Origin of the sequence: Mesorhizobium sp. B1-1-1, from assembly GCF_006442955.1 — a bacterium.
GTDB lineage: Bacteria > Pseudomonadota > Alphaproteobacteria > Rhizobiales > Rhizobiaceae > Mesorhizobium.
This window is the reverse complement of the sequence record NZ_VFWW01000010.1, coordinates 148961-169811: the sequence shown is the minus strand read 5'-3', so window position 1 is coordinate 169811 and position 20851 is coordinate 148961. Positions and strand designations below refer to the sequence as shown.

Genomic DNA, 20851 nt, shown 5'->3' with positions numbered 1-20851 from the left:
CGGCATGGGCGCGACGCATGAGACCGACTATCTGCTGAAACGGCTGCGGCCGACGACACCGGCCTTCGATGCGCTGATGGAAGAGAGCCGGCGGGAAGGCTACTGGATGCTGGTGCGGCTCCGCGACGGCTGGGCAGGCGGCCGCAACAAGTTCCTGAAACAGGGGGAGGCACTGTTCGGAGCATGGCACGGCGTCGAACTCGCCGGCGTGTGCGGGCTGAACATCGATCCCTATTTCGAGGGCAGGGACCATGGCCGGGTCCGGCATTTGTTCGTCGGCGCGCGCCATCGGCGCACGGGCCTTGGCCGCATGCTGGTCGAGACCGTTGTCGACAGGGCACGCCGCTATTTCGCCGTGCTCAACACCCGTGCGCCGCAGGAAGCCTTCGGCTTCTATGAGCGGCTTGGCTTCGCGCCGGTGGCGGGCGAAGAATTCGTCACGCACCGGATGATCTTCGAGAAAGGAGGTTGAAAATGTCCCTGCGCCCGCCGTCCCGTCTGACCAGTGCCTCGGCCGCCGAAGCCGCCTTCGACGCGCTCGGCCATGAAGTCCTTGCCGAGAAGGCGGCGGCACTCGGCCGCGCCGGACAACGCGTCGAAGAAACGCTGGCCCGACTGCGCAACAATGGCGACGAGCAGTTGCGTCCCCGGCTGCTCAAGGAGGCGGCGGTGGCGGTGCATGGCTACTTCATCCAGCGCGAACTGTGCGGCCTTCGAAAGCACGATGCCGTCATCCGCGAATACAACATCCCGAAGGCGGTGCTGGTCAGGCTCGGCGCCATGTAGGGTTGGCGCTTGCCGCGCCGATCTCCCTGTGGAATCTCGCCAGGCGGCTGGCGAGCGCTTCGGGGTTCTCATCGGGGACGAAGTGCCCGCTGTCGGCAATGATGTCGCCCTCGACATTCGACAGCCCGGCGGCCCTGAGGCCCTCGACATAGTCGCCGATGTCGCCGGACTCGGCCGAGCCCCTGAGATACAGCACCGGAATCGCTGTAGGCGTCGCGGGCCGCGCGGCATTGGCTTTGGCATCTTCGGGGAAGGCGCGATACCAATCGAAACCGGCCTGGAGGCTTTCAGGCCGGGAATAGGCTCTCGCATAGATTTCCCTGGCCTGCGCCGGGATCGATGTCCGATCCTTCGAAAGCACATTGAAGAAGAAGTCGAAATAGGTGCTTTGGTGGCCGCTCACCAGCGTTTCCGGCAGCGCCGGGACGGCATGGAAGGCAAAGTGCCAGATCCGCGGATTGCGAATGACCTCTTCCCATGGCGCGACACCCGGAACAGCGACATCCATGATCGCCGCGCCGGAAAGGATCTCGGGATGGTCGCGCAGCAGGGCGAACACGATCTGGCCGCCGACATCATGACCGGCCGCCAAGAGGTGCCGCAGCCCGCAGGCCTCGGCAACGCCTCTCATCAGCCTCGCCAGAGTTCTCTTGTCGCCGGCCTCAGGCATGCCTTGCGAGCCGCCGATGCACGGCAGGTCAGGTGCGACGACACGGTACTCGGCAGCCAGCCGGCCGATCACCCCTTCGAACGCATAGGAGCTTTGCGGCCAGCCGTGCAGCAGCAGGAATGCAGGCGCTTCAGCCGGGCCCGCCTCGCGGATCGCTATGCTAAGCCCTTCGATTTCGATGTTCGAGGTTTGCATGTCCTGACCCTGCCGGCTGCCTATGCCATAGATCTAGGCGGCGATCGGAAGACCGACAGGGCTGGATTGTTTGACCCGTTTGCGGACGGAAACCGTTTCATACTTTTCCAGGAATTGCGCTTTTCCAGGAATCACCTGGTCCTGGATCACTCCAGCCACTGGGTAATGAAAGTGCCGTTCTCGTGGATGTCGGTCGTTTCCAGCGGGCCGGGGCCGAGATTGGTGAATTTGTGCGGCGTGCCGGGCGGCACGATGACGATCTGGCCGGCAGAGGCCTCGATCTCCTCACCGCCGACCGTGAACAGGCCGATGCCCTGGCGGATGATGAAGATCTCGGCGTAGGGATGGGAATGCAGGCGCGGTCCGCCGCCGGTCTCCGGCAGGTAGTTGAAGATCAGGCAGGAGTTGGAACCGTAGGGGGCACATTGCAACTCGCCCTTCCAGCGGTCGGGGCGAACAGCCCATTCCTCGCGGTCTATGACATGCGCCATGGGGGCAGGATAGACCCCCCGGAGCCAGGTGTCGAGGCGAAGCTGACCCCCGGATTCGCTACTGTTCCCCGCTGTTTGGCGGTGTTTCACGGTCATCCGCCGTCTTGTCGCGGGGTGCCGGATTTCGTCCCCGCGACAATCTGCCCTTGTGCCTTCACCCGTCTGGACAAAAACGGGCTTCACGCATAAACCGAAGTCCAAATGCCGGAGGAATTCGCTAGCCTGTTCGCCATGCGCTGTCGGGTTGGCGTGAATGAGCGGGGAACAAGGCTCGCCCACCGGCACGGAAGAGGCGAAAGGATCAGGCACCCGTGAGCGCAACCGACACCCAGGATCCCAACCGTCGAGATTTTCTCTACGTCGCCACGGGCATGGCCGCCGTGGTCGGCGCGGGCGCCGTCGCGTGGCCGTTCATCGACCAGATGCGCCCCGATGCCTCGACGCTGGCGCTCGCCTCGGTCGAGGTCGACGTCTCCTCGCTGACGCCGGGCATGTCGCTGATCGTCAAGTGGCGCGGCAAGCCGGTCGTGGTGCGCAACCGCACCGAAAAGGAGATGAAGGACGGCGAGGCCGTCAATCTCGCCGATCTCAAGGATCCGATCGCCCGCAACGCCAACCTGCCGGCCGACGCGCCGGCGACCGACGCCAACCGCACCACGCCCGGCAAGGAAGCCTGGATGGTGATGGTTCAGGTCTGCACGCATCTGGGCTGCATTCCGCTCGGCCAGGAAGGCGATTTCGGCGGCTGGTTCTGCCCGTGCCACGGTTCGCAATACGACACCGCCGGCCGCATCCGCAAAGGCCCGGCGCCCGAGAACATGGCTGTGCCGGTATTCAAGTTCATTTCCGATACCAAGATCCTTATCGGTTGAGGCAGGGGATATTTCGATGAGCGAGGGACACTCGACCTACACGCCCAAGACCGGTATCGAGCGCTGGTTCGATGCGCGCATGCCTCTGCCGCGGCTGATCTATGACAGCTTCGTCGCCTATCCGGTGCCGCGCAACCTCAACTATGCCTGGACCTTCGGCGGCATCCTGTCGATCATGCTGGTGGCGCAGATCCTGACCGGCATCGTGCTGGCCATGCACTACACGTCCGACACAAATCTGGCTTTCGATTCAGTCGAAAAGATCATGCGCGACGTGAATTCCGGCTGGCTGCTGCGCTACATGCATGCCAACGGCGCGTCGTTCTTCTTCGTCGCGGTCTACATCCATATCTTCCGCGGCCTCTATTACGGCTCCTACAAGGCGCCACGCGAGCTGCTGTGGATCCTCGGCTGCATCATCTACCTCCTGATGATGGCGACCGGCTTCATGGGCTATGTGCTGCCGTGGGGCCAGATGAGCTTCTGGGGCGCCACCGTCATCACCGGCTTCTTCAGCGCCATTCCACTAGTCGGCGACTGGATCCAGCAGCTTTTGCTCGGCGGTTTCGCGGTCGACAATCCGACCCTCAATCGCTTCTTCGCGCTGCATTACCTGCTGCCGTTCATGATCGCCGGCGTGGTCGTGCTGCACATCTGGGCGTTGCATGTCGTGGGCCAGTCGAACCCGACCGGCATCGAGGTGAAGTCGAAGACCGACACCGTCGCCTTCACCCCTTACGCGACCATCAAGGACGCGTTCGGCATGATCGTGTTCCTGTTCTTCTTCGCCTATTTCGTCTTCTACCTGCCGAACTATCTCGGCCACCCTGACAACTACACGGTCGCCAACCCGCTGAAGACGCCGGCCCACATCGTTCCGGAATGGTACTTCCTGCCGTTCTACGCGATCCTGCGCGCCATCACCTTCAACATCGGGCCGATCAACTCCAAGCTCGGCGGCGTGCTGTGCATGTTCGGCGCCATCGCCATGCTGTTCCTGGTGCCGTGGCTAGACACCTCCAAGGTGCGCTCGGCGGTCTACCGGCCCTGGTACAAGCTGTTCTTCTGGCTGTTCGTGGCCGATGCCATCCTGCTTGGCTGGCTGGGCTCGCAGCCGGCGGAAGGCAGCTACGTGTTCATGGCGCAGATGGCGACGCTGTTCTACTTCGCCTTCTTCCTGATCATCATGCCGGTGCTCGGCCTGATCGAGACGCCACGCAGGCTGCCGAACTCGATCACCGAGGCGGTGCTCGAGAAGAACAAGGGCGGCAGCGGGCATCCGGCGGGCGCCACGGCAGCACCTGAGACCAAGGGCTGAGCGGTAGAGAATCTAAGGGGATTTGGCATGAAAAAGATTCTCACCTCGCTTGCGCTGATCGGCCTTGTGGCCGCCGGCCTTGGGGCTCCGGGCACCTGGGCGACCGCGGCCGAAGAGGCGCATAACGCGGCGGCGCCGACGCATTTCCCGATCAACGAACCGAAGGAAATGGACTGGAGCTTCACCGGCCCGTTCGGCACCTATGACAAGGCGCAGCTGCAGCGCGGCCTCAAGGTCTACAAGGAAGTCTGCTCGGCCTGCCATTCGATGAACCTGGTGGCATTCCGCACGCTTTCGGACCTCGGCTATTCCGACGCACAGATCAAGACGCTGGCGGCCGAGTACACCATCCATGACGGCCCCAACGACGCCGGCGACATGTTCGACCGTCCCGGCAAGCCGTCGGACCATTTCCCGGCGCCGTTCGCCAATGAGGAAGCCGCGGCAGCCTCGAATGGCGGCGCAGCCCCGCCCGACATGTCGCTGCTGGCCAAGGCGCGGGGCGTGGAGCGCGGCTTTCCGCAGTTCGTCTTCGACATCTTCACCCAGTATGATGCCGGCGGCCCTGACTACATCCACTCGCTGCTGACCGGCTACGACCAGACGCCTCCGGCTGGAATGGTCATCCCGGAAGGCACGCACTACAATCCGTACTTCATGTCCGGCGTGTCGCTGAAGATGCCCAAGCCGCTTTCCGACGGCCAGGTGACTTATGACGACGGCGCGCCGCAGACCGTCGACCAGTACTCCCGCGACGTCGCCGCTTTCCTGGCGTGGGCGGCTGAGCCGCATATGGAAGCCCGCAAGAAAACCGGCTTCCGGGTGCTGGTGTTCCTGCTCCTGTTCGGCGCACTGGTCTACATGACCAAGCGCAAGGTTTGGGAAGCAGTCGCGCACTAAGCCGCGCGGCCGGAGATTGAAGAAAGGGCGCCCGCGAAGCGCCCTTTTTGCTTGCCGAAGAGGCTGGCGCGTGAGGTGATCGCTTTGTTGTCGAACAAGCCGGTTGGCAGCGCGGCAGGCGATTGCTATTCGACGCCCCGACGGCGGCGAAAGCTTTGCCGCCTATAGGGCGTTTGGGGTTCCATGATGCGGCTCAGCGACTGCCACAACTTCTCCGATTTCCGCCGCATGGCGCAGCGGCGGCTGCCGGGGCCGATCTTCAACTACATCGACGGCGCGGCGGACGACGAGATCACCTATCGCCGCAACACCGAGAGCTTCGAAACCTGCGATCTCGTTCCCAACGTGCTGCGCGGGGTGAACGAGATCGACATGTCGGTGACCGTCATGGGCCAGAAGCTGGCGATGCCGTTCTATTGTTCGCCGACCGCTCTCCAGCGGCTGTTCCACCATCAGGGCGAACGGGCGGTCGCCAGGGCCGCTGCAAAATACGGCACCATGTTCGGAGTTTCCTCGCTCGGCACGGTCAGCCTCGAGGAAGTCCGAAAAATCAGCAGCGGCCCGCAGGTCTATCAGTTCTACTTCCATCGCGATCGCGGCCTCAACCGGGCGATGATGCAGCGGGCACGGGAGATCGGCGTCGAAGTGATGATGCTGACCGTCGACAGCATCACCGGGGGAAACCGCGAGCGCGACAAGCGCACCGGTTTTGCGATTCCCTTCAAGCTCAACCTGGCGGGAATGGCGCAGTTCGCGATGAAGCCTGCCTGGGCGATCAACTATTTCACGCATGAGGCGTTCAAGCTGCCGCAGCTGGACGAGCATATCGACATGGGCGGCGGCACGATGTCGATCAGCCGCTACTTCACCGAAATGCTCGATCCGTCGATGACGTGGGACGACGTCGCCGAGATGGTGAGGCTTTGGCCGGGACCGTTCTGCCTCAAGGGCGTCATGTCGGTGGAGGATGCCAGACGCGCCGTCGAGATCGGCTGCAAGGGCATCGTGCTGTCGAACCATGGCGGCCGGCAACTGGACGGTTCGCGCGCGGCTTTCGACCAGCTCGCCGAGATCGTCGATGCGGTCGGCGACCAGATCGACGTCCTCATGGATGGCGGCGTGCAGCGCGGCACGCATGTGCTAAAGGCGCTGTCGCTCGGCGCCAAGGCCGTCGGCGTCGGACGCTACTATCTGTTTCCGCTGGCGGCGGCGGGCCAGCCTGGCGTCGAACGCGCACTCGAACAGATGCGCATCGAGATCGAACGCGGCATGAAGCTGATGGGGTGCAGCTCGATCGAACAGTTGACCCGCCGGAATTTGCGTTTTCGGTGATGGCCATTGCTTCGATGCGAAAGATCGCAGCGCCGGCAGAGGCAAGCCTTTGGACGTATATGCTCCTTTCGCCGGATGCGCTTGTCTCGGCCGCCACATCGCGCTAGCCGTTGTCGGTCGCGCCGGGTTAGGATTTGGCGCTGCGCCATTTCACGCCTTTCCGCCGAAACTGGACCACCCGGAGCCGCCTCATGAAACCTTCGCTCGAAGACACGCTGCTGGCGGCCATCCGCACCATTCCGGACTATCCCAAGCCCGGCATATTGTTCCGCGACATCACCACGCTGCTTGGCAACGCGCGCGCTTTCCGCCGCGCCATCGATGAGCTGGTGCATCCCTATGCCGGCGAGAAGATCGACAAGATCGCCGGCATCGAAGCGCGCGGCTTCATCCTCGGCGGCGCCGTCGCCCATCAGCTCTCCGCCGGCTTCGTACCGATCCGCAAGAAAGGCAAGCTGCCTTATGAGACAGTGCGCGTCGCCTACAGCCTGGAATACGGGCTGGACGAGATGGAGATGCACAAGGACGGCGTGTCGCCGGGCGAGAAAGTGATCCTGGTCGACGATCTGATCGCCACCGGCGGCACGGCGGAGGCGGCGGTGAATCTCCTGCGCCAGATCGGCGCCGATATCCTTGCCGCCTGCTTCGTCATCGACCTGCCGGATCTCGGCGGCCGCGCCAAGCTGGAAGCGCTCGGCGTGCCAGTGCGGACGCTGATCGGGTTCGAGGGGCATTGAGAGAGCAGTTCCTCCTTCTCTCCCTGGGAGAAGGAAGAGGCGCCATTACTCCACCTTGACCAGCACGGCGCTTTCGAACTCCAGTACCTTGTCGCCGGTCGAATCGAAGGCTTCCGAGCGCAAGGTCAGCACCCGCCAGCCCGGACGTGAGGCGATCGGGCGGTGGGAAAGGGCGGTGCGGGTGAAGGTCACGGTCTGCCCGGCATAGACCGGCTTCAGCCATTTCAGGTTCTTGAAGCCGGGCGAGGGGCCAAATTCGGGCGTCGGGCCAGGGCCGCTCCACTCGGCGTCCATGCGGGTTTCGAGGTTGAGTTTCATCCAGGTGGCGGCGGTATGCCAGCCGGACGCACACAGCCCGCCCAGCACGCTCTTCTTCGCGGCATCCTCATCGACGTGGAAGACCTGGGGGTCGTATTTGCGGGCGAAGGCCTTGATCGCCTCGGCTTCGAACGTATGAGAGCCCAGCGTGACGGTGGTGCCGACGCGGAAGAATTCGTCGAGCATCATGCAAGGCTCCCCGCGGCATTGCGCGTGAGGAACATGACGGAATTCTCGAGCTCGAAGACGCTTTCGCCGCGTTGGTTGAGCAGCTCGCTGCGCATGGTCACGAAGCCGAGCTGCGGCTTCGATTTCGAAGGACGCTTGGCCAGGACGACGAGGCTGCCCTTGAGCGTGTCGCCGGCCAGCACCGGCTTCTTCCATTTGACCTGATCGACGCCGGGCGCGCCCTGGCAGGTCGAGTCCAGCAGGAAGGCATCGCATAGCATGCGCATGAACATGGCGCAGGTATGCCAGCCCGAGGCCGAGAGGCCGCCCAGGATGCTTGCCTTGCCGGCCTCCTCGTCGAGATGCATCGGCTGGGCATCGAATTCGCTGGCGAACTCGATGATCTCGGCCGCGCTCACCTGTTTGGTGCCGAGGTCGAACGAGGCTCCTTCGACGAAGTCCTCATAGGCCCATGTCTTTCCAGTCATGGCGTGGAATCCGGTTGCCGAACGCGCGATCCACATGGATCGGCAAACCCGGATGCAGGCCGGACGGCGTTTGGTCAAGCCCTTTCTGGTGAGCCAGCCGCGGGCGCCCGGCCGGCCGTTGCGATCATAACCAGCCGCGGCGGCGGAAATACCAGAAGGGCAGGATCGCCGACAGAACCATCATGGCGATCGCGAACGGATAGCCGAGCTCCCATTTGAGCTCGGGGATAACGTCGAAATTCATGCCGTAGATCGAGGCGACCAGCGTTGGCGGCAGGAAGATGACGGCGGCGACCGAGAAGATCTTGATGATGGCGTTCTGCTCGATCGAGATCATGCCGAGCGTGGCGTCGAGCAGGAAGGAGATCTTCTGCGACAGGAAGGTGGCGTGGTCGGCAAGAGAAAGCACGTCGCGCGACAAGGTCTTGATGCGGGCGCGGACGTCCTTGCTCATCTTGGCCTGGGTCGCGACATGGGCGAGGAAGCCGGCCAGCCGCTGCAAGGAGATCAGGCTGTCGCGCACGGAGGAAGCGATGTCCTCCTTGCGGCCGATGCCCTTCAAGAGTTCCTGGAAATCACGGTTGCGCTTCGACACCTTGGTCGATCGCGCCTCGAAAATGTCGCGCGAGATCGCTTCGACGTCGCGGCCGGCGCGCTCGAGGATGTCGGCGAGCCGGTCGACGATCGCTTCCAGCAGGCCGATCAGGATGGTGTCGCCGCTGGTGCAGCCAGTCGCCACCTTCTCGGCGCGCAAAGGGAAGGTCTTGAACGCTTTCGGTTCGTGATAGCGCACGGTGACCAGCCTATTGCCGGCGAGCGCGAAGGTGACCGGCGAGATCAGGGGATCGTCGACGTCGGTCTGGGCGGGCAAGGTGGCGGTCATGAAGTAGGCGCCGTCCTCGATATAGAGGCGGCTGGAAATCTCGATCTCCTCCATCTCCTCGCGGGTCGGAATGGCGATGCCGAGCCAATTCTCGATTGTAGCCTCTTCGTCCTTGGTCGGATTGAAGAGATCGGCCCAGACGACCTTGTCGCCATTGGCCAGGAGATCGTCCGTGAGACGCAGGCGATCATTGTCCACGACGAAAGCCTTGATCATCGCCAGATCTCCTTGCCGGAAAGCGTTCGGATTGCTGCGTCGTATCGGATCGCACTAGCCTTCGTGCGCCGAGCCTGTGCCCGCCGCTTAGACTTGCGGCATGACAAAATCAAGACAAGCCGGACTTGGGGCCGACACCAGGGGCGCTCAGAAAATTCGTCGAGCAGCCGGCAGCATGAAAGCTTCGACGGGTCGGGTCATCGACCGCGCTTCGGGCTTATCGAGGAGAGCAGGCCGGACCCGCGGGGGCCGGCCTGCGAATGCCCCTATCGGGCGCTCGGCAGGATCTGGTGCAGCACGATGGCCCAGACGGCGCCAAAGGCGATGGACGAGCCCAGAATGTACTGCACGATATCGGGAAGCGTCTTGACGAAATCCGGCGGCGCAAGCGTAGCAAACAGGGCCATCAGGATCGGCAGGCCGACGACCAGCATGTTCCTTTCCGTCAGCGGCGTGCCGCGCACGACGCGGAGCCCGTTCATGGCGATGACGACGCAGAGCACGCCGAACACGCCGCCGATGACCGGGCCCGGGATCGAGGCGATCACCGCCGACAGTTTGCCGATCAGTCCGAACAGGACCAGGAAGATGCCTGCCGCGGCGAAAGCGGCGCGGCTGGCGATGCCGGTGATGGCGATGATGCCGGCATTCGACGAATAGCCGGTGACCGGCGTGCTGCAAAGCAGTGCGCTGACCAGGCAGCCGAGGCCTTCGCCGGTGGCGCCCCTGTCGAGCTGTTCGTTCGACAGGGGCTTGTCGATGACGGCGCCGACCGCGAACCAGGTGCCGGTGGTTTCGGCGAGGACCACGATATAGACGATGAGCATCGTGAGCGTCGCCGAGAGCGAGAACGTCACGTCAAGATTGAGGAAGGCGATGCGCGGCATCGAAAACCAGGTCGCCTCGGAGACCGCTCCCATGTTGAGTTGGCTCATGGAGGCGGCGGCCACGCAGCCGGCCACAAGTGCGATGATTACGGAGAGCAGGCGCAGCCAGGCGCCCTTTGCGCCGAGTGCCATGCCGGTCAGCATGCAGCCGACGAGCACCGCCGCCGCAACAAAGGCAAGGATGATATTGCCGCCGACGGTGGCCGTGCCGTGGACCGCGAACACGCTTTCGCGGAGTGCGACCGGCATCAGCGCGATGCCGACGACGATGATGATGGCGCCGCCGACGATGGGCGGAACAAAGCGGTCCACCAAGCGATGGAAGATTCCCGTGGGCGAACCGAGCAGCATGACCAGTATGGCGCCGGGAATGAGCGCTCCGATCACCGCGGAAAGACCGGCAATGCCGCCGCCGGCGCCGAAGGCGATAGCCAGCACCGCGCCGATCGGCACAAAAGACGGCCCCTGCACCACCGGCAGGCGCATCAGAAGCTGCGACTGGATCAGGGTGGCGATGCCCGCCGCGACGAAGGCCGACTGGATGAAGGCGCCGGCATCGCCCGCGCTGAAGGCCAGGACCGATGCGATGATGAACGGCACGATGTAAACATCCATCGCCAGCACGTGCTGGAGGCCGAGCAGGGCGGCCTTGCCCAGTGGCAGCGGATCGTCCGGCTGAGCAATCAAAGTGATTTCCGGTGCAGTGCGTTCCATGATGTCCCCTCTGGAATTTCCCGGCCGATCATGGGATCAGTCGGCGCCAAAGGACAGCGGCGCAAAGGTTTGCCAACTGTTTTCTTGCGCGCCATGCAATAACGGCCACACGCGCCAGCGCAACCGGAGCGATCCATGACAAGAGAGGCCTTCACGCTGCTTGGCACCGCCTTCCACACGCCGGAGCGCGGCCGGCTGGAGGTGCTGAAGGACCATCTGTTCAGCATCGATGCACAGGGACGGATCGCGGAGATTCTCGCACCCGGCCATCCCGAATACGCGGCGAGGAAGAGCGATGCCCGCCAGGCGGGCAGCCTAGTGGAGCTCGGCGAAGGCCAGTTCCTGCTGCCCGGCCTGATCGACCTGCACATCCACGCGCCGCAATGGCCCCAAATGGGCAAGGCACTGGACGTGCCGCTCGAGGTCTGGCTGCAAAAATATACGTTTCCGCTCGAGGCGCGCTATGCCGACACCGGCTACGCCCGCGAGGTCTATGCCGACCTGGTCGACAATCTTCTCGCCAACGGCACCACCACGGCGCTCTATTTTGCCACCGTCCATGTCGAGGCCAGCTTGGCGCTTGCCGAGATATGCCTCGAAAAGGGCCAGCGCGCTTTGGTCGGCAAGGTGGCGATGGACGATCCCGAGCAGTGCCCGTCTTTCTATCGCGATGCCGACGCGGCAAGCGCCATTTCCGACACCAGACGCTTCATCGAGGCGGTCAGATCGTTGGATACCGGCGAAAGACCGCTGGTCCGGCCGGTGATCACGCCGCGCTTCATCCCAAGCTGCACGGATGCGGCGCTGCAAGGCCTGGGCGAACTCGCAACGGAATTTAGCTGCCACGTGCAGACACATTGCTCGGAGAGCGATTGGGCAAGGCAATTCGTCGAGACGCGCTTTGGCTGCACCGACGCGGCGAGCCTCGACGGTTTTGGCCTGCTGACGCGCCACACCATCCTGGCGCATTCGAACTTCATCGACGGGCGGGATATGGACCTCATCAAGGGGAAGGGGGCTGGGGTCGCGCATTGCCCGCTGTCCAACTTCTATTTCGCCAATGCGGTGTTTCCGCTGCGCGACGCACTTGACCGGCACATGCATGTCGGGCTCGGGACGGACATTTCCGGCGGCTACAGCCCGTCGCTCTTCGACGGCTGCCGGCATGCGCTGTCAGCCTCGAGGACGCTGCAGAGCGGTGTCCATGCCGGCCTGGACGCAGCGCAGCGCGGCGCGCCCGGCGCGCCGATCACGCATCAGGAGGCGTTCTGGCTGGCCACCGCCGGCGGTGCCGAAGCGCTCGACCTGCCGACGGGCAGCTTTCGCGTCGGCCATGAATTCGACGCGCTGCTGATCGACACGACGGCGAAGGCCTCGAACATTCATGTCAGCATGGCGGACGACACGCTCGACGATGTCTTCCAGAAGATCGTGCTCAACGCGGCACGCGGCAACATCGCCACGGTGTGGGTGAGCGGAAGGACGGTGGCCGGGCAGTAGCCACGTAGCAGTCGCAGATCGGGCTATGCGCGCGATGGTTCCTCGGCAAGAGGTTGTTTTTGCGCCTTCAGCAACATGTCCTTGGCGGCGATCACCGCGCCGACCGTGATCAGGACGCAAGCGAGCGCAACAGACCAGTGGAAGACGCCGAATCCGGCCAGCAGCAGCACGATCACCGAGAACAGCGGCGCGGCATAGGAAAGCGCGCCCAGGATCATGATGTCTCCATGCTTGCAGCCATAGTCCCATGCGTAGAAGCCGGCGCCGAGCGGTATCACGCCTAGAATGACGATAGCGCTCCACTGCGTCATCGTCTGCGGCCAGACCGTGATCTCGAGCGCGAGATGGAGAGTGAAGGCGACGGCCGCGGTGATCAGGCAGTACACCGCCACCACATCGGTCGGCACTTGGCCGAAACGGCGCGACAGGACGGAATAACCGGACCAGACGAAGGCGCAGAACAGGGCAACGGCGTGGCCCGGCTTCACGCCGTCGGCAAGCCCCACGCTGCCGCCCTTGGTGATGACGACGATGGCACCCGCCAGGCCGAGCATCACACCGGCTATGTGGTGAGACCTCAGCCGCTCTCCCGGCAGGAAGGCGGCGAAGACGACGATCAGCAATGGCCAGAGATAGGCGATCAGGCTCACCTCGACGGGCGGGGCGGACTGGATGGCGAAAAAGTACGCGCAGTGATAGATGCACAGCCCTGCCGTGCCGATTGCCCAGACCTGCCATGGCTGCCGTAGCGACTTGAGCGCCGACGGGCGGACAATCCAGCTGGCCGCCCCGACTGAGCCTCCCAGCAGAAACGTCATTGCCGCCAATTGAAAGGGCGGGATCGGCCCTGCGGCGGTCGACAGCAGCGCGAGGAACGACCAGGTCAGAATGGCCGAGAAGCCGATCAGGGTCGGGATGGTCCTTTTCATATGGTCCCCTTCCGCGTTCACTGAGCCAATAGCGGAAAGGCCTAGCGAGGGCAGCCCGTGCACGGCCTTACCCTGTCGGGAATGCGACCCGGCTTGGTCTGTTCACAGTCCGGTCTGTGGTCCCTGCGGAGATGACCGAAGGATCACGTGTTGAACTTGAACAGCATGATGTCGCCGTCCTGGACGACATACTCCTTGCCTTCGTCGCGCGCCTTGCCGGCTTCCTTGGCCGCTACTTCGCCGCCCAGCGTGACGAAATCATTGTAGGCGATGGTCTGGGCGCGGATGAAGCCGCGCTCGAAATCGGTGTGGATGACGCCGGCCGCCTGCGGCGCCTTGGCGCCCTTGTGCACAGTCCAGGCGCGCGTCTCCTTCGGCCCAACGGTGAAATAGGTGATGAGCTGCAACAATTCGTAGCCGGCGCGGATCACCTTGTTCAGGCCGGGCTCGTCGAGGCCGAGCGAGGACAGGAATTCCATCTCTTCCTCGTCGGAGAGCTGCGCAACCTCGGCTTCGATCGCGGCCGAGATGACGACGGTGCGTGCGCCCTGAGCGGCGGCCATCTTCTCCACGGCCCTGGTGTGCTCGTTGCCGGTGGCCGCGTCAGCCTCGGCGACGTTGCAGACGTAGAGCACGGGATGCGAGGTCAGAAGGTTCAAGCCCTGCAGGATGCGCAGGTCTTCCGCCGAGATGCCGTCGAGCAGGATGCGGGTCGGCTTGCCGGCCTGCAGAAGCTCAAGCGCTGCCTCCATCATCGGCAGCACGGTCAAGGCTTCCTTGTCCTTGCCGGACGCGCGCTTGCGGAATTGCGCGATGCGGCGTTCGAGGCTCTCGAGGTCGGCGAGCATCAGTTCGGTCTCGACCGTCTCGGCGTCGGCGACCGGGTCGATGCGGCCCTCGACATGGGTGATGTCGTCATCCTCGAAGCAGCGCAGCACATGCACGATGGCATCGACCTCGCGGATGTTGGCGAGGAACTGGTTGCCCAGGCCTTCGCCCTTCGAGGCGCCGCGCACCAGGCCGGCGATGTCGACAAAGGAGATGCGGGTTGGGATGATCTCCTTCGACTTGCCGATCGCGGCGATCTTCTGCAGGCGCGGATCGGGCACCGCCACCTCGCCGGTGTTCGGTTCGATGGTGCAGAACGGGTAGTTGGCGGCCTGCGCGGCGGCCGTCCTCGTCAGCGCGTTGAAAAGCGTCGACTTGCCGACATTGGGCAAGCCAACGATGCCGCATTTGAAACCCATTTTGTCCGGTCCTATCGGGAATTTGAGATTTGGTGAGGGCTATGGGCGATAGGGGTGATGAACGTCAAGCCCTGTAACGCCGTATGGACCCGAGCTCAGTCCTTGTTGCCGAACAGCTTCTTCAGCATGGCGGCCATCGGGCCGCTCTCCGGCAGCTTGGCGGGCGCCTGTTGCGGCCGTGCCTGGCGGATGTGGCTTTGCTGCTTGGGCGCCGGCTTTTCCGGTTCCACGCCGGCCTTGCCCTGAAGGGCGAGGGCGGCCTTGTTCATGAAGCCGGATTCGTCGCCCTTGACGATCATCGCCGCGTTGTCGGCGACCGCGTCGAGCAGCGGGTCCAGCCAGTCGCGGTCGGTCTTGCCGAAATCGCCGAGTACATGATGCTGCACCATCTCCTTGACGCCGGGATGGCCAACACCGATGCGCACACGCCGATACGCGTTGCCGACATGGCCGTCGATCGAGCGGATGCCGTTGTGGCCGCCGGCGCCGCCGCCGGTCTTGATGCGCAGCTTACCTTCGGCAAGGTCGATCTCGTCGTAGAAGACGGTCAGCGCCCCGGGGCCGAGCTTGTAGAAGCGCAGCGCTTCGCCGACCGACTGGCCGGACAGGTTCATGAAGGTCTGCGGCTTGATCAGGATGATCTTTTCACCGCCGAGCGTGCCCTCGGCGATCAATCCCTGGAATTTCTTAGACCAGGGCGAAAAGGAGTGGCGGCGGGCGATCGCGTCCACCGCCATGAAGCCGACATTGTGCCGGTTGGCGGCATATTTCGCGCCCGGATTGCCGAGGCCTGCAAAGACAAGCGGCATCGTCAGCTCCGGGCGTGAAAAAGTTACTTCTCTTCGGCGGCGGGAGCCGCCTCAGGTGCAGCCTCGACCGTCTCTTCCGTCTCCGGCTTCATCGCCGATGAACCGGCGACGGTCGCGATGGTGAAGTCGCGGTCGGAGATGACGGGCTTGACGCCGGCCGGCAGCTTGACCGACGAGATATGGATCGAATCGCCAATGTCGGCGCCGGTGAGATCGACGGTAATGAATTCCGGGATCGCATTGGCCGGGCAGTGGAACTCGACCTCGTGACGCACGATGTTGAGCACGCCGCCGCGCTTGATGCCGGGCGACTTGTCCTCGTTGATGAAGTGGACAGGCACGTCGACATTGACCTCGGTGTCCTTGCCGATGCGCAGGAAGTCGACATGGACAGGGAAATCCTTGACCGGGTCGAGCTGGAAGTCCTTCGGCAGGACCTGGATCTTCTTGCCGTCGACATCGATCGTGGCGATCGTGGTCAGGAACCCGCCGCCGTGGATCTTGTAGTAGATGTCCTTGTAGGTGAGAGCGATGGCCAGGGGAGGCTGCTTGTCACCGTAAATTACTGCAGGCACTTTACCGTTGCGGCGAACTGCACGGGCGGACCCCTTACCGACCTGTTCGCGCGCTTCGGCCTTGAGCTCGTAAGTATCGTGGCTCATGGCACTTCCTTTCGCGTTGTTCTGGAGCGTTTGCGGTTGGCAATGGGCCTGGACCGTAAACGTCGAAAGCCGCCGGGTGAGGCGGCCTTCCGCCGCGTTGCCTCCAAGGGTGTCTACGCGGGTGGCGGCTCTATAGCGGAAGGCGGCCGGAGGTGCAAGCCAAAGGCAGTCATCCAAAGGCAATGGTCCGGGACGGGACGCCTCGCCCGGCCGAAAGCGCTCGAGGCTTCACGCCGGCGCCGGTCCAAGGTTGTCACTGGAGCGGTTCAGCGTCGACAGGATCGCCGACCCGCTCCAGTTCTTTGTCTTAGGCAATTGCCCGGGAAGGCGCTACGCACTTTCTCCGGGAAAACCGCTGCACATTTTTCCTGGAATTGCCCTATCCGCGCTTTTCGATGACGCCATACAGCACGTTGCGGTTTTCGCCAAAGAACACCTGCGCCTCGACGGTGTTGCGGTCGACGCTGGCATTGATGATGTTCCACATGTCGGCCTCGGAGCGCAGCAGCAACACCCAGTCCATGAACGTTTCCCTATAGCCGGCGTCGGGATTGCCCTCGGCGTAGTTGGCAAAAAGGAACCTGCCGTTCGGCTTCAGCATCTGCAGGCAAGTCTTCGTGAGTTTCACGGCGACGTTGTGCTGGAGGTAGTCGTAAAGGCCGGAGGCGTAGATGAGGTCGAACTTGCCCAGCTTGTGGCCCCTGGTGAGCACGGTCCGCACCGAGCCGTCGACGGCCTCGACCGCGGTGCCCTGGAAGTCGCGCGCGATCAATCCAACGCTCTGGGAATCCTGATCGAGCGCAACCCAACGCTTGAGGCGGCCCTCAGCCAAGGCGGTCGAACGATTGGCCTCGCGCAAATGACCGGCGGCGATCGCCAGGACCTCGGCTTGCGGTCCGCTCTTGTCCGCCGTCTCGTCGACATACCGGGTCAAGAGATCGCGCCGTTCCCGCGCCGCCACGCAGGACGGTACGTCCTTGGTATGGCTGTAGAGTGCCTTCCCTGTGTCCGAGGCGCTCGCCACGCTTTCGGCCACGTGCGGATCACAATAGATGTAGTCAAGCAACTGCGCGTCGCCGGAATAGCCCCTGGGCTTGGTGAATGACCACCGGGTGAGCGGGTCCTGGAGAAAGTAGTCAAGGATCGGATGGTTCTGCGCCACCGGTATCAACGACTGCCAAACGTCGGGGTGAACCTTGGCCCGCAGGGCGTTGAGATAGGACAGCAGGCGACGAACGATCTCGGCAGGGTCTTTCTCTTCCTCGACCTGCTGGTGTGTCGCATGGAGAATGAGCGCGAGTTCCGCGCGGGCGGTTTCGAACGCCTCGCCGTGATGCTCCGGCTTTCTCCGAGGAAAACTGCCGGCAATCATCTCGGCAGTAATCAGGCTTTTGCCATCAAAGACACTTTGCACTCGAGCACTCCATAGTTAACAGTCAGTTAACTTATTGCGTACAATGCTCGATTTGCCAATGTCGTCCCGAACGCATTTTAACGGTATGCTTAATTTCCCGCCAACCATGTTCGCGCGTTAAAACCTGCCGCATTGGATTCCCGGCCTGAATTAACCGAAATTTGTTTCGCGCCGTTGCATTGTCGTGCGAGGTGCGCAGTCGCCGTCGCGTCCAAGGAGTTGGCCCGCGTGGGGGCAGAAGCCAAAAAAGAACTTGGAACGCAAAATCCCCTTCAACCAGGATTTGTCGAGAGCGAACGCGTGTCATCCAGACTGGCCGACATGGCGCATGTAGAGCCGTACGAAGCCCGCTACGAGCCGGGGCCCGACGAGCTCCGCGTCCTTTACCGGAGGGAAGCCCAGGCGAAGCGAAGACTGGAAGCCCGGCCTGGGCTTTGGATCGCCGTGGCCATCTATCTCCTGTTTTCGGCAACGGATCTGCTGCTGATCCCGGACGTGGCGGCCTATACGATCATGGCGCGCTTCGCCGTCGGCGTGACCGCACTGTCGATCCTGGAGGCGCAACTTCGCCGGGGAGTGGCCACGGAATGGCTCGACGTGACTTGCGCCGGGGCCATCATTTTCGGCTATATCGGCTGGTTGTTCCCGGCCTTTATGAGCGCGGACAAGGAAAGCGTCGCCTACTATATGGTATTCGGCACCATTTTCATGATGAGTGCAAATCTATTCTTTACATTCAGTTTTAATTTATCGATCGTGACATCAACCATCATTATGTGTGTCTTGTATGCCGTGAATTACTTTGTGCCTGCCACGGTAACATACAAGATGGTATTTGGCGCCTTCTACGTTTCGTGCTTCACATTCACATCCTATGTGAACTGGAAGCTGAACGAGGAGCGCTACAACGTCTTCCTGAACGCGCTGGAAGCCAAAATCCAGCACAAGGAAGCCACCGAACGCGGCAAGGCCCTGCTGCGGCTGTCGCGGACCGATCCGCTTACGGGTCTGGAGAATCGACGGGCGATCGACGAAAAGCTCAGGGACTACTGGGGGGAGTGGCAAAGGGTCGGCACCAGTTTCGTGGCGATGCTCATCGACGTGGACTTCTTCAAGAAGTTCAATGACTGCTACGGCCACCAGGAAGGCGACCGTTGCCTTATCCATGTCGCCAATGCCCTCCGGGATATGATCAGGGAATACAATGGCTCGATCGGCCGCTACGGCGGTGAAGAATTCATCGTCCTGGCCCGCATGGAGAACAAGGATCAGATCATAGATATCGCGGAAGCCATCTGCCGCACCGTCGAGAATCTGGCGCTTACCCACGAACTGCGGCGCGACGGTATCTCGGTTGTGACGGTAAGCGTTGGCGCCGCATTCACCAGGAGGCAGACCGGTGCCAAGCTGGAGAAGATCATCCACGAGGCCGATCGCGCACTCTATCTGGCAAAGGCAGGCGGTCGAAACTGTGCCCGGCTGTTCGACCCAACCGATCCCCAGAGCAGCGACGAGAGCGAGAACATTGCGGCTTTGCTGAAGATCGCGATCGGCCAGGATCTCGTTTCACTCGTCTATCAACCGATCCAGGATGTCGCGACGGACCGGGTTGAAGCGGTGGAGGCCCTGATGCGCCTCAAAATGCTGGACGGCACATCGGTTCCGCCGAGCCTGTTCATCCCTGTAGCGGAGCGAACCGGCGCCATCCTGGAACTCGGGCGCTGGGCCATCAGGACTGTGTGCGCCGAGCTCCTGGCGCACGATCATGTGCGCGTGGTCAGCGTCAACGTCTCTCCGATCCAGCTCAAGACGCCCGGCTTCGCGGCGTCGGTCGCGACCATCCTGGGCGAGACCGGCGTAACCGGCAACAGGCTGGCCTTCGAGATCACCGAGGGGCTGGAGATGGAGATGCATTCGGACATTCTTCGCTGCATCAGCGACCTGAAGCTGCTGGGGATCAAGATCTGGCTTGATGATTTCGGGACCGGCTTCGCGGGCCTCTCATGGCTTCGCCTGATCGACTTCGATACGGTGAAGATCGACCGCTCGTTCCTTCACGACTGCGCCACGCCGAACGGCAAGGCAATGCTCCAGGACATTGTCACCCTGGTCCGAAACCGCGGCCACAAAATCCTGGTCGAAGGGGTGGAAACGGACGAGCAGATGGCTCTCATGCGCGAGTTCGGCATAGATAAAGTCCAGGGCTTTCATGTTGGCCGTCCTGCTCCGGCCGGGAGTTTCCAGGCCAAGCGGACCGTCAAGCGCCCATTCACCGTGCTGAAATCCGCCTGATCAGGCTTGGCTCAGGTCCCGCCGACCCGCACGGCGGGCCGTCGATTTGATCCTCGCCCCGCACAATCCATCCGTCGGAACGGCTGCCAGGCGCGGGTGTGGCTAACGATCGCTCGTCAACGCCTCGCACAGCGCCTGGATCTCTCGGTTCAGGGCATCGAGTTCGGCCAGCGTCATGCCCGAGCGTTCGGTCGGGGTCTCATTCGGGCCGTTGCAGTGGACGGGCAGCTTGCGGCCGGCGGCGGCGAGGTCGACCTGGACCTGTTGCTGGTCGGCCTGGCGTCCGAGAATGGCGACACCCCTAGCCGGAACCGCGCATCTGCCGAACCACTGAAGGGCGCTGCGGCGCAAACTCAATCCCTCTATTCCCTTAGTTTTGAAATCTTCTCGCTCATTTAAATCTACAAAATCTGTAGGCTTAATGAATAAGGACCGCGAGGAGAGCCCGATGACGAACAAGCTGGTGGTGGGAATATCCGGTAACCTGACCCGCCCATCGAAGACCAAGGCCTTTATCAGCCATATCGCCGGCGAGACGGCGAACCGCATCGGGGCGACCTCGGCTATATACGACATTGAAAATCTCGGTCCGTCGCTGCCGGCGGCACGGCGCCTCTGCGATCTCGATCCTGCGGCCCGCGCCATCATCGAACAGCTGGTCGGCGCCGACGTGCTGGTCGCGGGGTCGCCGACCTTCAAAGGCAGCTATACCGGGCTCTTCAAGCATCTGTTCGATCTGCTCGATCCGTCGTCGTTGCGCGGGAAACCGGTCATCCTTGCCGCGACGGGCGGCGGCGAACGCCACTCGCTGATCGTCGAACATCAGCTGCGGCCGCTGTTCGGTTTTTTCGAGGCGCTGACCGTGCCGACCGCAATCTACGCATCGGACAAGGATTTCGCCGACGGCGTCCTGGTGTCGGAGGCCATCCATGCCCGCGCCCGGCAGGCGGTTGCCGAGGTTTCCCGCGTCGTCGGGACGGCACGCAGCGTCGGCCTCGCCGCCTGAACTCCAAATGGTTTTCG

At 63.0% G+C, this 20851-nt stretch carries 22 protein-coding genes; 10 read left to right on the top strand and 12 right to left on the bottom strand.

Annotated elements, in window-relative coordinates:
* Window positions 1-4 precede the first annotated feature (4 nt).
* Together FJ986_RS21855 and FJ986_RS21850 are read left to right on the top strand one after the other, a co-directional pair.
* Window positions 5-472, top strand: a complete 468-nt coding sequence (locus tag FJ986_RS21855) for a GNAT family N-acetyltransferase (RefSeq protein WP_140561394.1) — start codon at window positions 5-7, stop codon at window positions 470-472.
* A gap of 2 nt (window positions 473-474) precedes the next feature.
* Window positions 475-786, top strand: a complete 312-nt coding sequence (locus tag FJ986_RS21850) for a DUF6665 family protein (protein WP_140496039.1) — start codon at window positions 475-477, stop codon at window positions 784-786.
* Here the strand turns inward: FJ986_RS21850 and FJ986_RS21845 are convergent.
* Window positions 767-1651, bottom strand: a complete 885-nt coding sequence (locus tag FJ986_RS21845; RefSeq protein ID WP_140496038.1) for an alpha/beta hydrolase — start codon at window positions 1649-1651, stop codon at window positions 767-769. The genes FJ986_RS21850 and FJ986_RS21845 overlap by 20 nt on opposite strands.
* Window positions 1652-1797: 146 nt before the next feature.
* The gene (locus FJ986_RS21840; RefSeq protein ID WP_140496037.1) at window positions 1798-2142 is read right to left on the bottom strand and encodes a cupin domain-containing protein; all 345 of its coding nucleotides are present in this window, start codon (window positions 2140-2142) and stop codon (window positions 1798-1800) included.
* 311 nt (window positions 2143-2453) lie between these two features.
* Here FJ986_RS21840 and petA point away from each other — a divergent pair, with 311 nt between their 5' ends.
* From petA to FJ986_RS21815, 5 genes are all read left to right on the top strand, one after another.
* A complete protein-coding gene (gene petA, locus FJ986_RS21835) occupies window positions 2454-3014 on the top strand; it encodes a ubiquinol-cytochrome c reductase iron-sulfur subunit (RefSeq protein ID WP_140496036.1) in 561 nt (186 codons plus the stop codon).
* 16 nt (window positions 3015-3030) lie between these two features.
* On the top strand, window positions 3031-4332 hold the full coding sequence (locus FJ986_RS21830) for a cytochrome b N-terminal domain-containing protein (RefSeq protein WP_140496035.1): 1302 nt from the start codon (window positions 3031-3033) through the stop codon (window positions 4330-4332).
* 27 nt (window positions 4333-4359) lie between these two features.
* Window positions 4360-5232 carry a cytochrome c1 gene (locus FJ986_RS21825; RefSeq protein ID WP_140649708.1) on the top strand — a complete coding sequence of 291 codons (873 nt, stop codon included), beginning with the start codon at window positions 4360-4362 and terminating at the stop codon, window positions 5230-5232.
* Window positions 5233-5418: 186 nt separating this feature from the next.
* Window positions 5419-6564 carry an alpha-hydroxy acid oxidase gene (locus FJ986_RS21820; RefSeq protein ID WP_140517004.1) on the top strand — a complete coding sequence of 382 codons (1146 nt, stop codon included), beginning with the start codon at window positions 5419-5421 and terminating at the stop codon, window positions 6562-6564.
* A gap of 191 nt (window positions 6565-6755) precedes the next feature.
* Entirely contained in the window at window positions 6756-7301 is a 546-nt protein-coding gene (locus FJ986_RS21815) for an adenine phosphoribosyltransferase (RefSeq protein WP_140496033.1), read from the top strand.
* Between the two features lie 45 nt (window positions 7302-7346).
* Here the strand turns inward: FJ986_RS21815 and FJ986_RS21810 are convergent, their stop codons facing one another.
* The 4 genes from FJ986_RS21810 to FJ986_RS21795 form a co-directional block, all read right to left on the bottom strand.
* Window positions 7347-7808: a MaoC family dehydratase gene (locus tag FJ986_RS21810; RefSeq protein ID WP_140567081.1), complete on the bottom strand. Its 462-nt coding sequence runs from the start codon at window positions 7806-7808 to the stop codon at window positions 7347-7349.
* A complete protein-coding gene (locus FJ986_RS21805) occupies window positions 7805-8275 on the bottom strand; it encodes a MaoC family dehydratase (RefSeq protein WP_140516908.1) in 471 nt (156 codons plus the stop codon). The genes FJ986_RS21810 and FJ986_RS21805 overlap by 4 nt, the downstream gene beginning before the upstream one ends.
* Before the next feature lie 124 nt (window positions 8276-8399).
* The gene (gene corA / locus FJ986_RS21800) at window positions 8400-9374 is read right to left on the bottom strand and encodes a magnesium/cobalt transporter CorA (protein WP_140516906.1); all 975 of its coding nucleotides are present in this window, start codon (window positions 9372-9374) and stop codon (window positions 8400-8402) included.
* A gap of 266 nt (window positions 9375-9640) precedes the next feature.
* Window positions 9641-10975, bottom strand: coding sequence for a solute carrier family 23 protein (locus FJ986_RS21795; RefSeq protein ID WP_140675592.1), 1335 nt, complete (start codon window positions 10973-10975; stop codon window positions 9641-9643).
* Between the two features lie 135 nt (window positions 10976-11110).
* Between FJ986_RS21795 and guaD the strand changes: the two genes are divergently transcribed.
* Window positions 11111-12475, top strand: coding sequence for a guanine deaminase (guaD, locus tag FJ986_RS21790; protein ID WP_140675589.1), 1365 nt, complete (start codon window positions 11111-11113; stop codon window positions 12473-12475).
* Between the two features lie 23 nt (window positions 12476-12498).
* Here guaD and FJ986_RS21785 read toward each other — a convergent pair whose 3' ends face one another.
* The 5 genes from FJ986_RS21785 to FJ986_RS21765 form a co-directional block, all read right to left on the bottom strand.
* The gene (locus FJ986_RS21785) at window positions 12499-13404 is read right to left on the bottom strand and encodes an EamA family transporter (protein WP_140675586.1); all 906 of its coding nucleotides are present in this window, start codon (window positions 13402-13404) and stop codon (window positions 12499-12501) included.
* A 143-nt stretch (window positions 13405-13547) separates the two neighbouring features.
* Window positions 13548-14651 carry a redox-regulated ATPase YchF gene (gene ychF, locus FJ986_RS21780; RefSeq protein ID WP_140666070.1) on the bottom strand — a complete coding sequence of 368 codons (1104 nt, stop codon included), beginning with the start codon at window positions 14649-14651 and terminating at the stop codon, window positions 13548-13550.
* Window positions 14652-14746: 95 nt separating this feature from the next.
* Window positions 14747-15460 (bottom strand): aminoacyl-tRNA hydrolase, encoded by a 714-nt coding sequence (pth, locus tag FJ986_RS21775; protein WP_140496026.1) that lies wholly within the window; start codon window positions 15458-15460, stop codon window positions 14747-14749.
* A 23-nt stretch (window positions 15461-15483) separates the two neighbouring features.
* Window positions 15484-16122 (bottom strand): 50S ribosomal protein L25/general stress protein Ctc, encoded by a 639-nt coding sequence (locus FJ986_RS21770; protein ID WP_140496025.1) that lies wholly within the window; start codon window positions 16120-16122, stop codon window positions 15484-15486.
* A 379-nt stretch (window positions 16123-16501) separates the two neighbouring features.
* Complete coding sequence (locus FJ986_RS21765) at window positions 16502-17536, bottom strand: class I SAM-dependent methyltransferase (protein WP_140675583.1); 1035 nt, start codon at window positions 17534-17536, stop codon at window positions 16502-16504.
* Between the two features lie 321 nt (window positions 17537-17857).
* Here FJ986_RS21765 and FJ986_RS21760 point away from each other — a divergent pair, with 321 nt between their 5' ends.
* The gene (locus FJ986_RS21760) at window positions 17858-19828 is read left to right on the top strand and encodes an EAL domain-containing protein (RefSeq protein ID WP_140675688.1); all 1971 of its coding nucleotides are present in this window, start codon (window positions 17858-17860) and stop codon (window positions 19826-19828) included.
* 102 nt (window positions 19829-19930) lie between these two features.
* Here FJ986_RS21760 and FJ986_RS21755 read toward each other — a convergent pair whose 3' ends face one another.
* Window positions 19931-20185: a hypothetical protein gene (locus FJ986_RS21755; RefSeq protein WP_181181903.1), complete on the bottom strand. Its 255-nt coding sequence runs from the start codon at window positions 20183-20185 to the stop codon at window positions 19931-19933.
* Between the two features lie 91 nt (window positions 20186-20276).
* On the opposite strand from FJ986_RS21755, the gene msuE reads away from it, so the two are divergent.
* Window positions 20277-20834, top strand: coding sequence for an FMN reductase (gene msuE, locus FJ986_RS21750; RefSeq protein ID WP_140675580.1), 558 nt, complete (start codon window positions 20277-20279; stop codon window positions 20832-20834).
* Window positions 20835-20851 lie beyond the last annotated feature (17 nt).

Excerpts from the sequence above, each read along its gene's own strand:
- FJ986_RS21820 (WP_140517004.1), top strand. The coding sequence starts at position 5,419 with ATGCGGCTCAGCGACTGCCACAACTTCTCCGATTTCCGCCGCATGGCG.
- FJ986_RS21850 (WP_140496039.1), top strand. The coding sequence starts at position 475 with ATGTCCCTGCGCCCGCCGTCCCGTCTGACCAGTGCCTCGGCCGCCGAA.
- FJ986_RS21805 (WP_140516908.1), bottom strand. The coding sequence starts at position 8,275 with ATGACTGGAAAGACATGGGCCTATGAGGACTTCGTCGAAGGAGCCTCG.
- FJ986_RS21770 (WP_140496025.1), bottom strand. The coding sequence starts at position 16,122 with ATGAGCCACGATACTTACGAGCTCAAGGCCGAAGCGCGCGAACAGGTC.
- FJ986_RS21840 (WP_140496037.1), bottom strand. The coding sequence starts at position 2,142 with ATGGCGCATGTCATAGACCGCGAGGAATGGGCTGTTCGCCCCGACCGC.
- guaD (WP_140675589.1), top strand. The coding sequence starts at position 11,111 with ATGACAAGAGAGGCCTTCACGCTGCTTGGCACCGCCTTCCACACGCCG.
- FJ986_RS21855 (WP_140561394.1), top strand. The coding sequence starts at position 5 with ATGGGCGCGACGCATGAGACCGACTATCTGCTGAAACGGCTGCGGCCG.
- FJ986_RS21795 (WP_140675592.1), bottom strand. The coding sequence starts at position 10,975 with ATGGAACGCACTGCACCGGAAATCACTTTGATTGCTCAGCCGGACGAT.
- FJ986_RS21845 (WP_140496038.1), bottom strand. The coding sequence starts at position 1,651 with ATGCAAACCTCGAACATCGAAATCGAAGGGCTTAGCATAGCGATCCGC.
- ychF (WP_140666070.1), bottom strand. The coding sequence starts at position 14,651 with ATGGGTTTCAAATGCGGCATCGTTGGCTTGCCCAATGTCGGCAAGTCG.
- FJ986_RS21815 (WP_140496033.1), top strand. The coding sequence starts at position 6,756 with ATGAAACCTTCGCTCGAAGACACGCTGCTGGCGGCCATCCGCACCATT.
- FJ986_RS21785 (WP_140675586.1), bottom strand. The coding sequence starts at position 13,404 with ATGAAAAGGACCATCCCGACCCTGATCGGCTTCTCGGCCATTCTGACC.
- FJ986_RS21825 (WP_140649708.1), top strand. The coding sequence starts at position 4,360 with ATGAAAAAGATTCTCACCTCGCTTGCGCTGATCGGCCTTGTGGCCGCC.
- corA (WP_140516906.1), bottom strand. The coding sequence starts at position 9,374 with ATGATCAAGGCTTTCGTCGTGGACAATGATCGCCTGCGTCTCACGGAC.
- msuE (WP_140675580.1), top strand. The coding sequence starts at position 20,277 with ATGACGAACAAGCTGGTGGTGGGAATATCCGGTAACCTGACCCGCCCA.
- FJ986_RS21830 (WP_140496035.1), top strand. The coding sequence starts at position 3,031 with ATGAGCGAGGGACACTCGACCTACACGCCCAAGACCGGTATCGAGCGC.
- FJ986_RS21760 (WP_140675688.1), top strand. The coding sequence starts at position 17,858 with ATGGCGCATGTAGAGCCGTACGAAGCCCGCTACGAGCCGGGGCCCGAC.
- pth (WP_140496026.1), bottom strand. The coding sequence starts at position 15,460 with ATGCCGCTTGTCTTTGCAGGCCTCGGCAATCCGGGCGCGAAATATGCC.
- FJ986_RS21810 (WP_140567081.1), bottom strand. The coding sequence starts at position 7,808 with ATGATGCTCGACGAATTCTTCCGCGTCGGCACCACCGTCACGCTGGGC.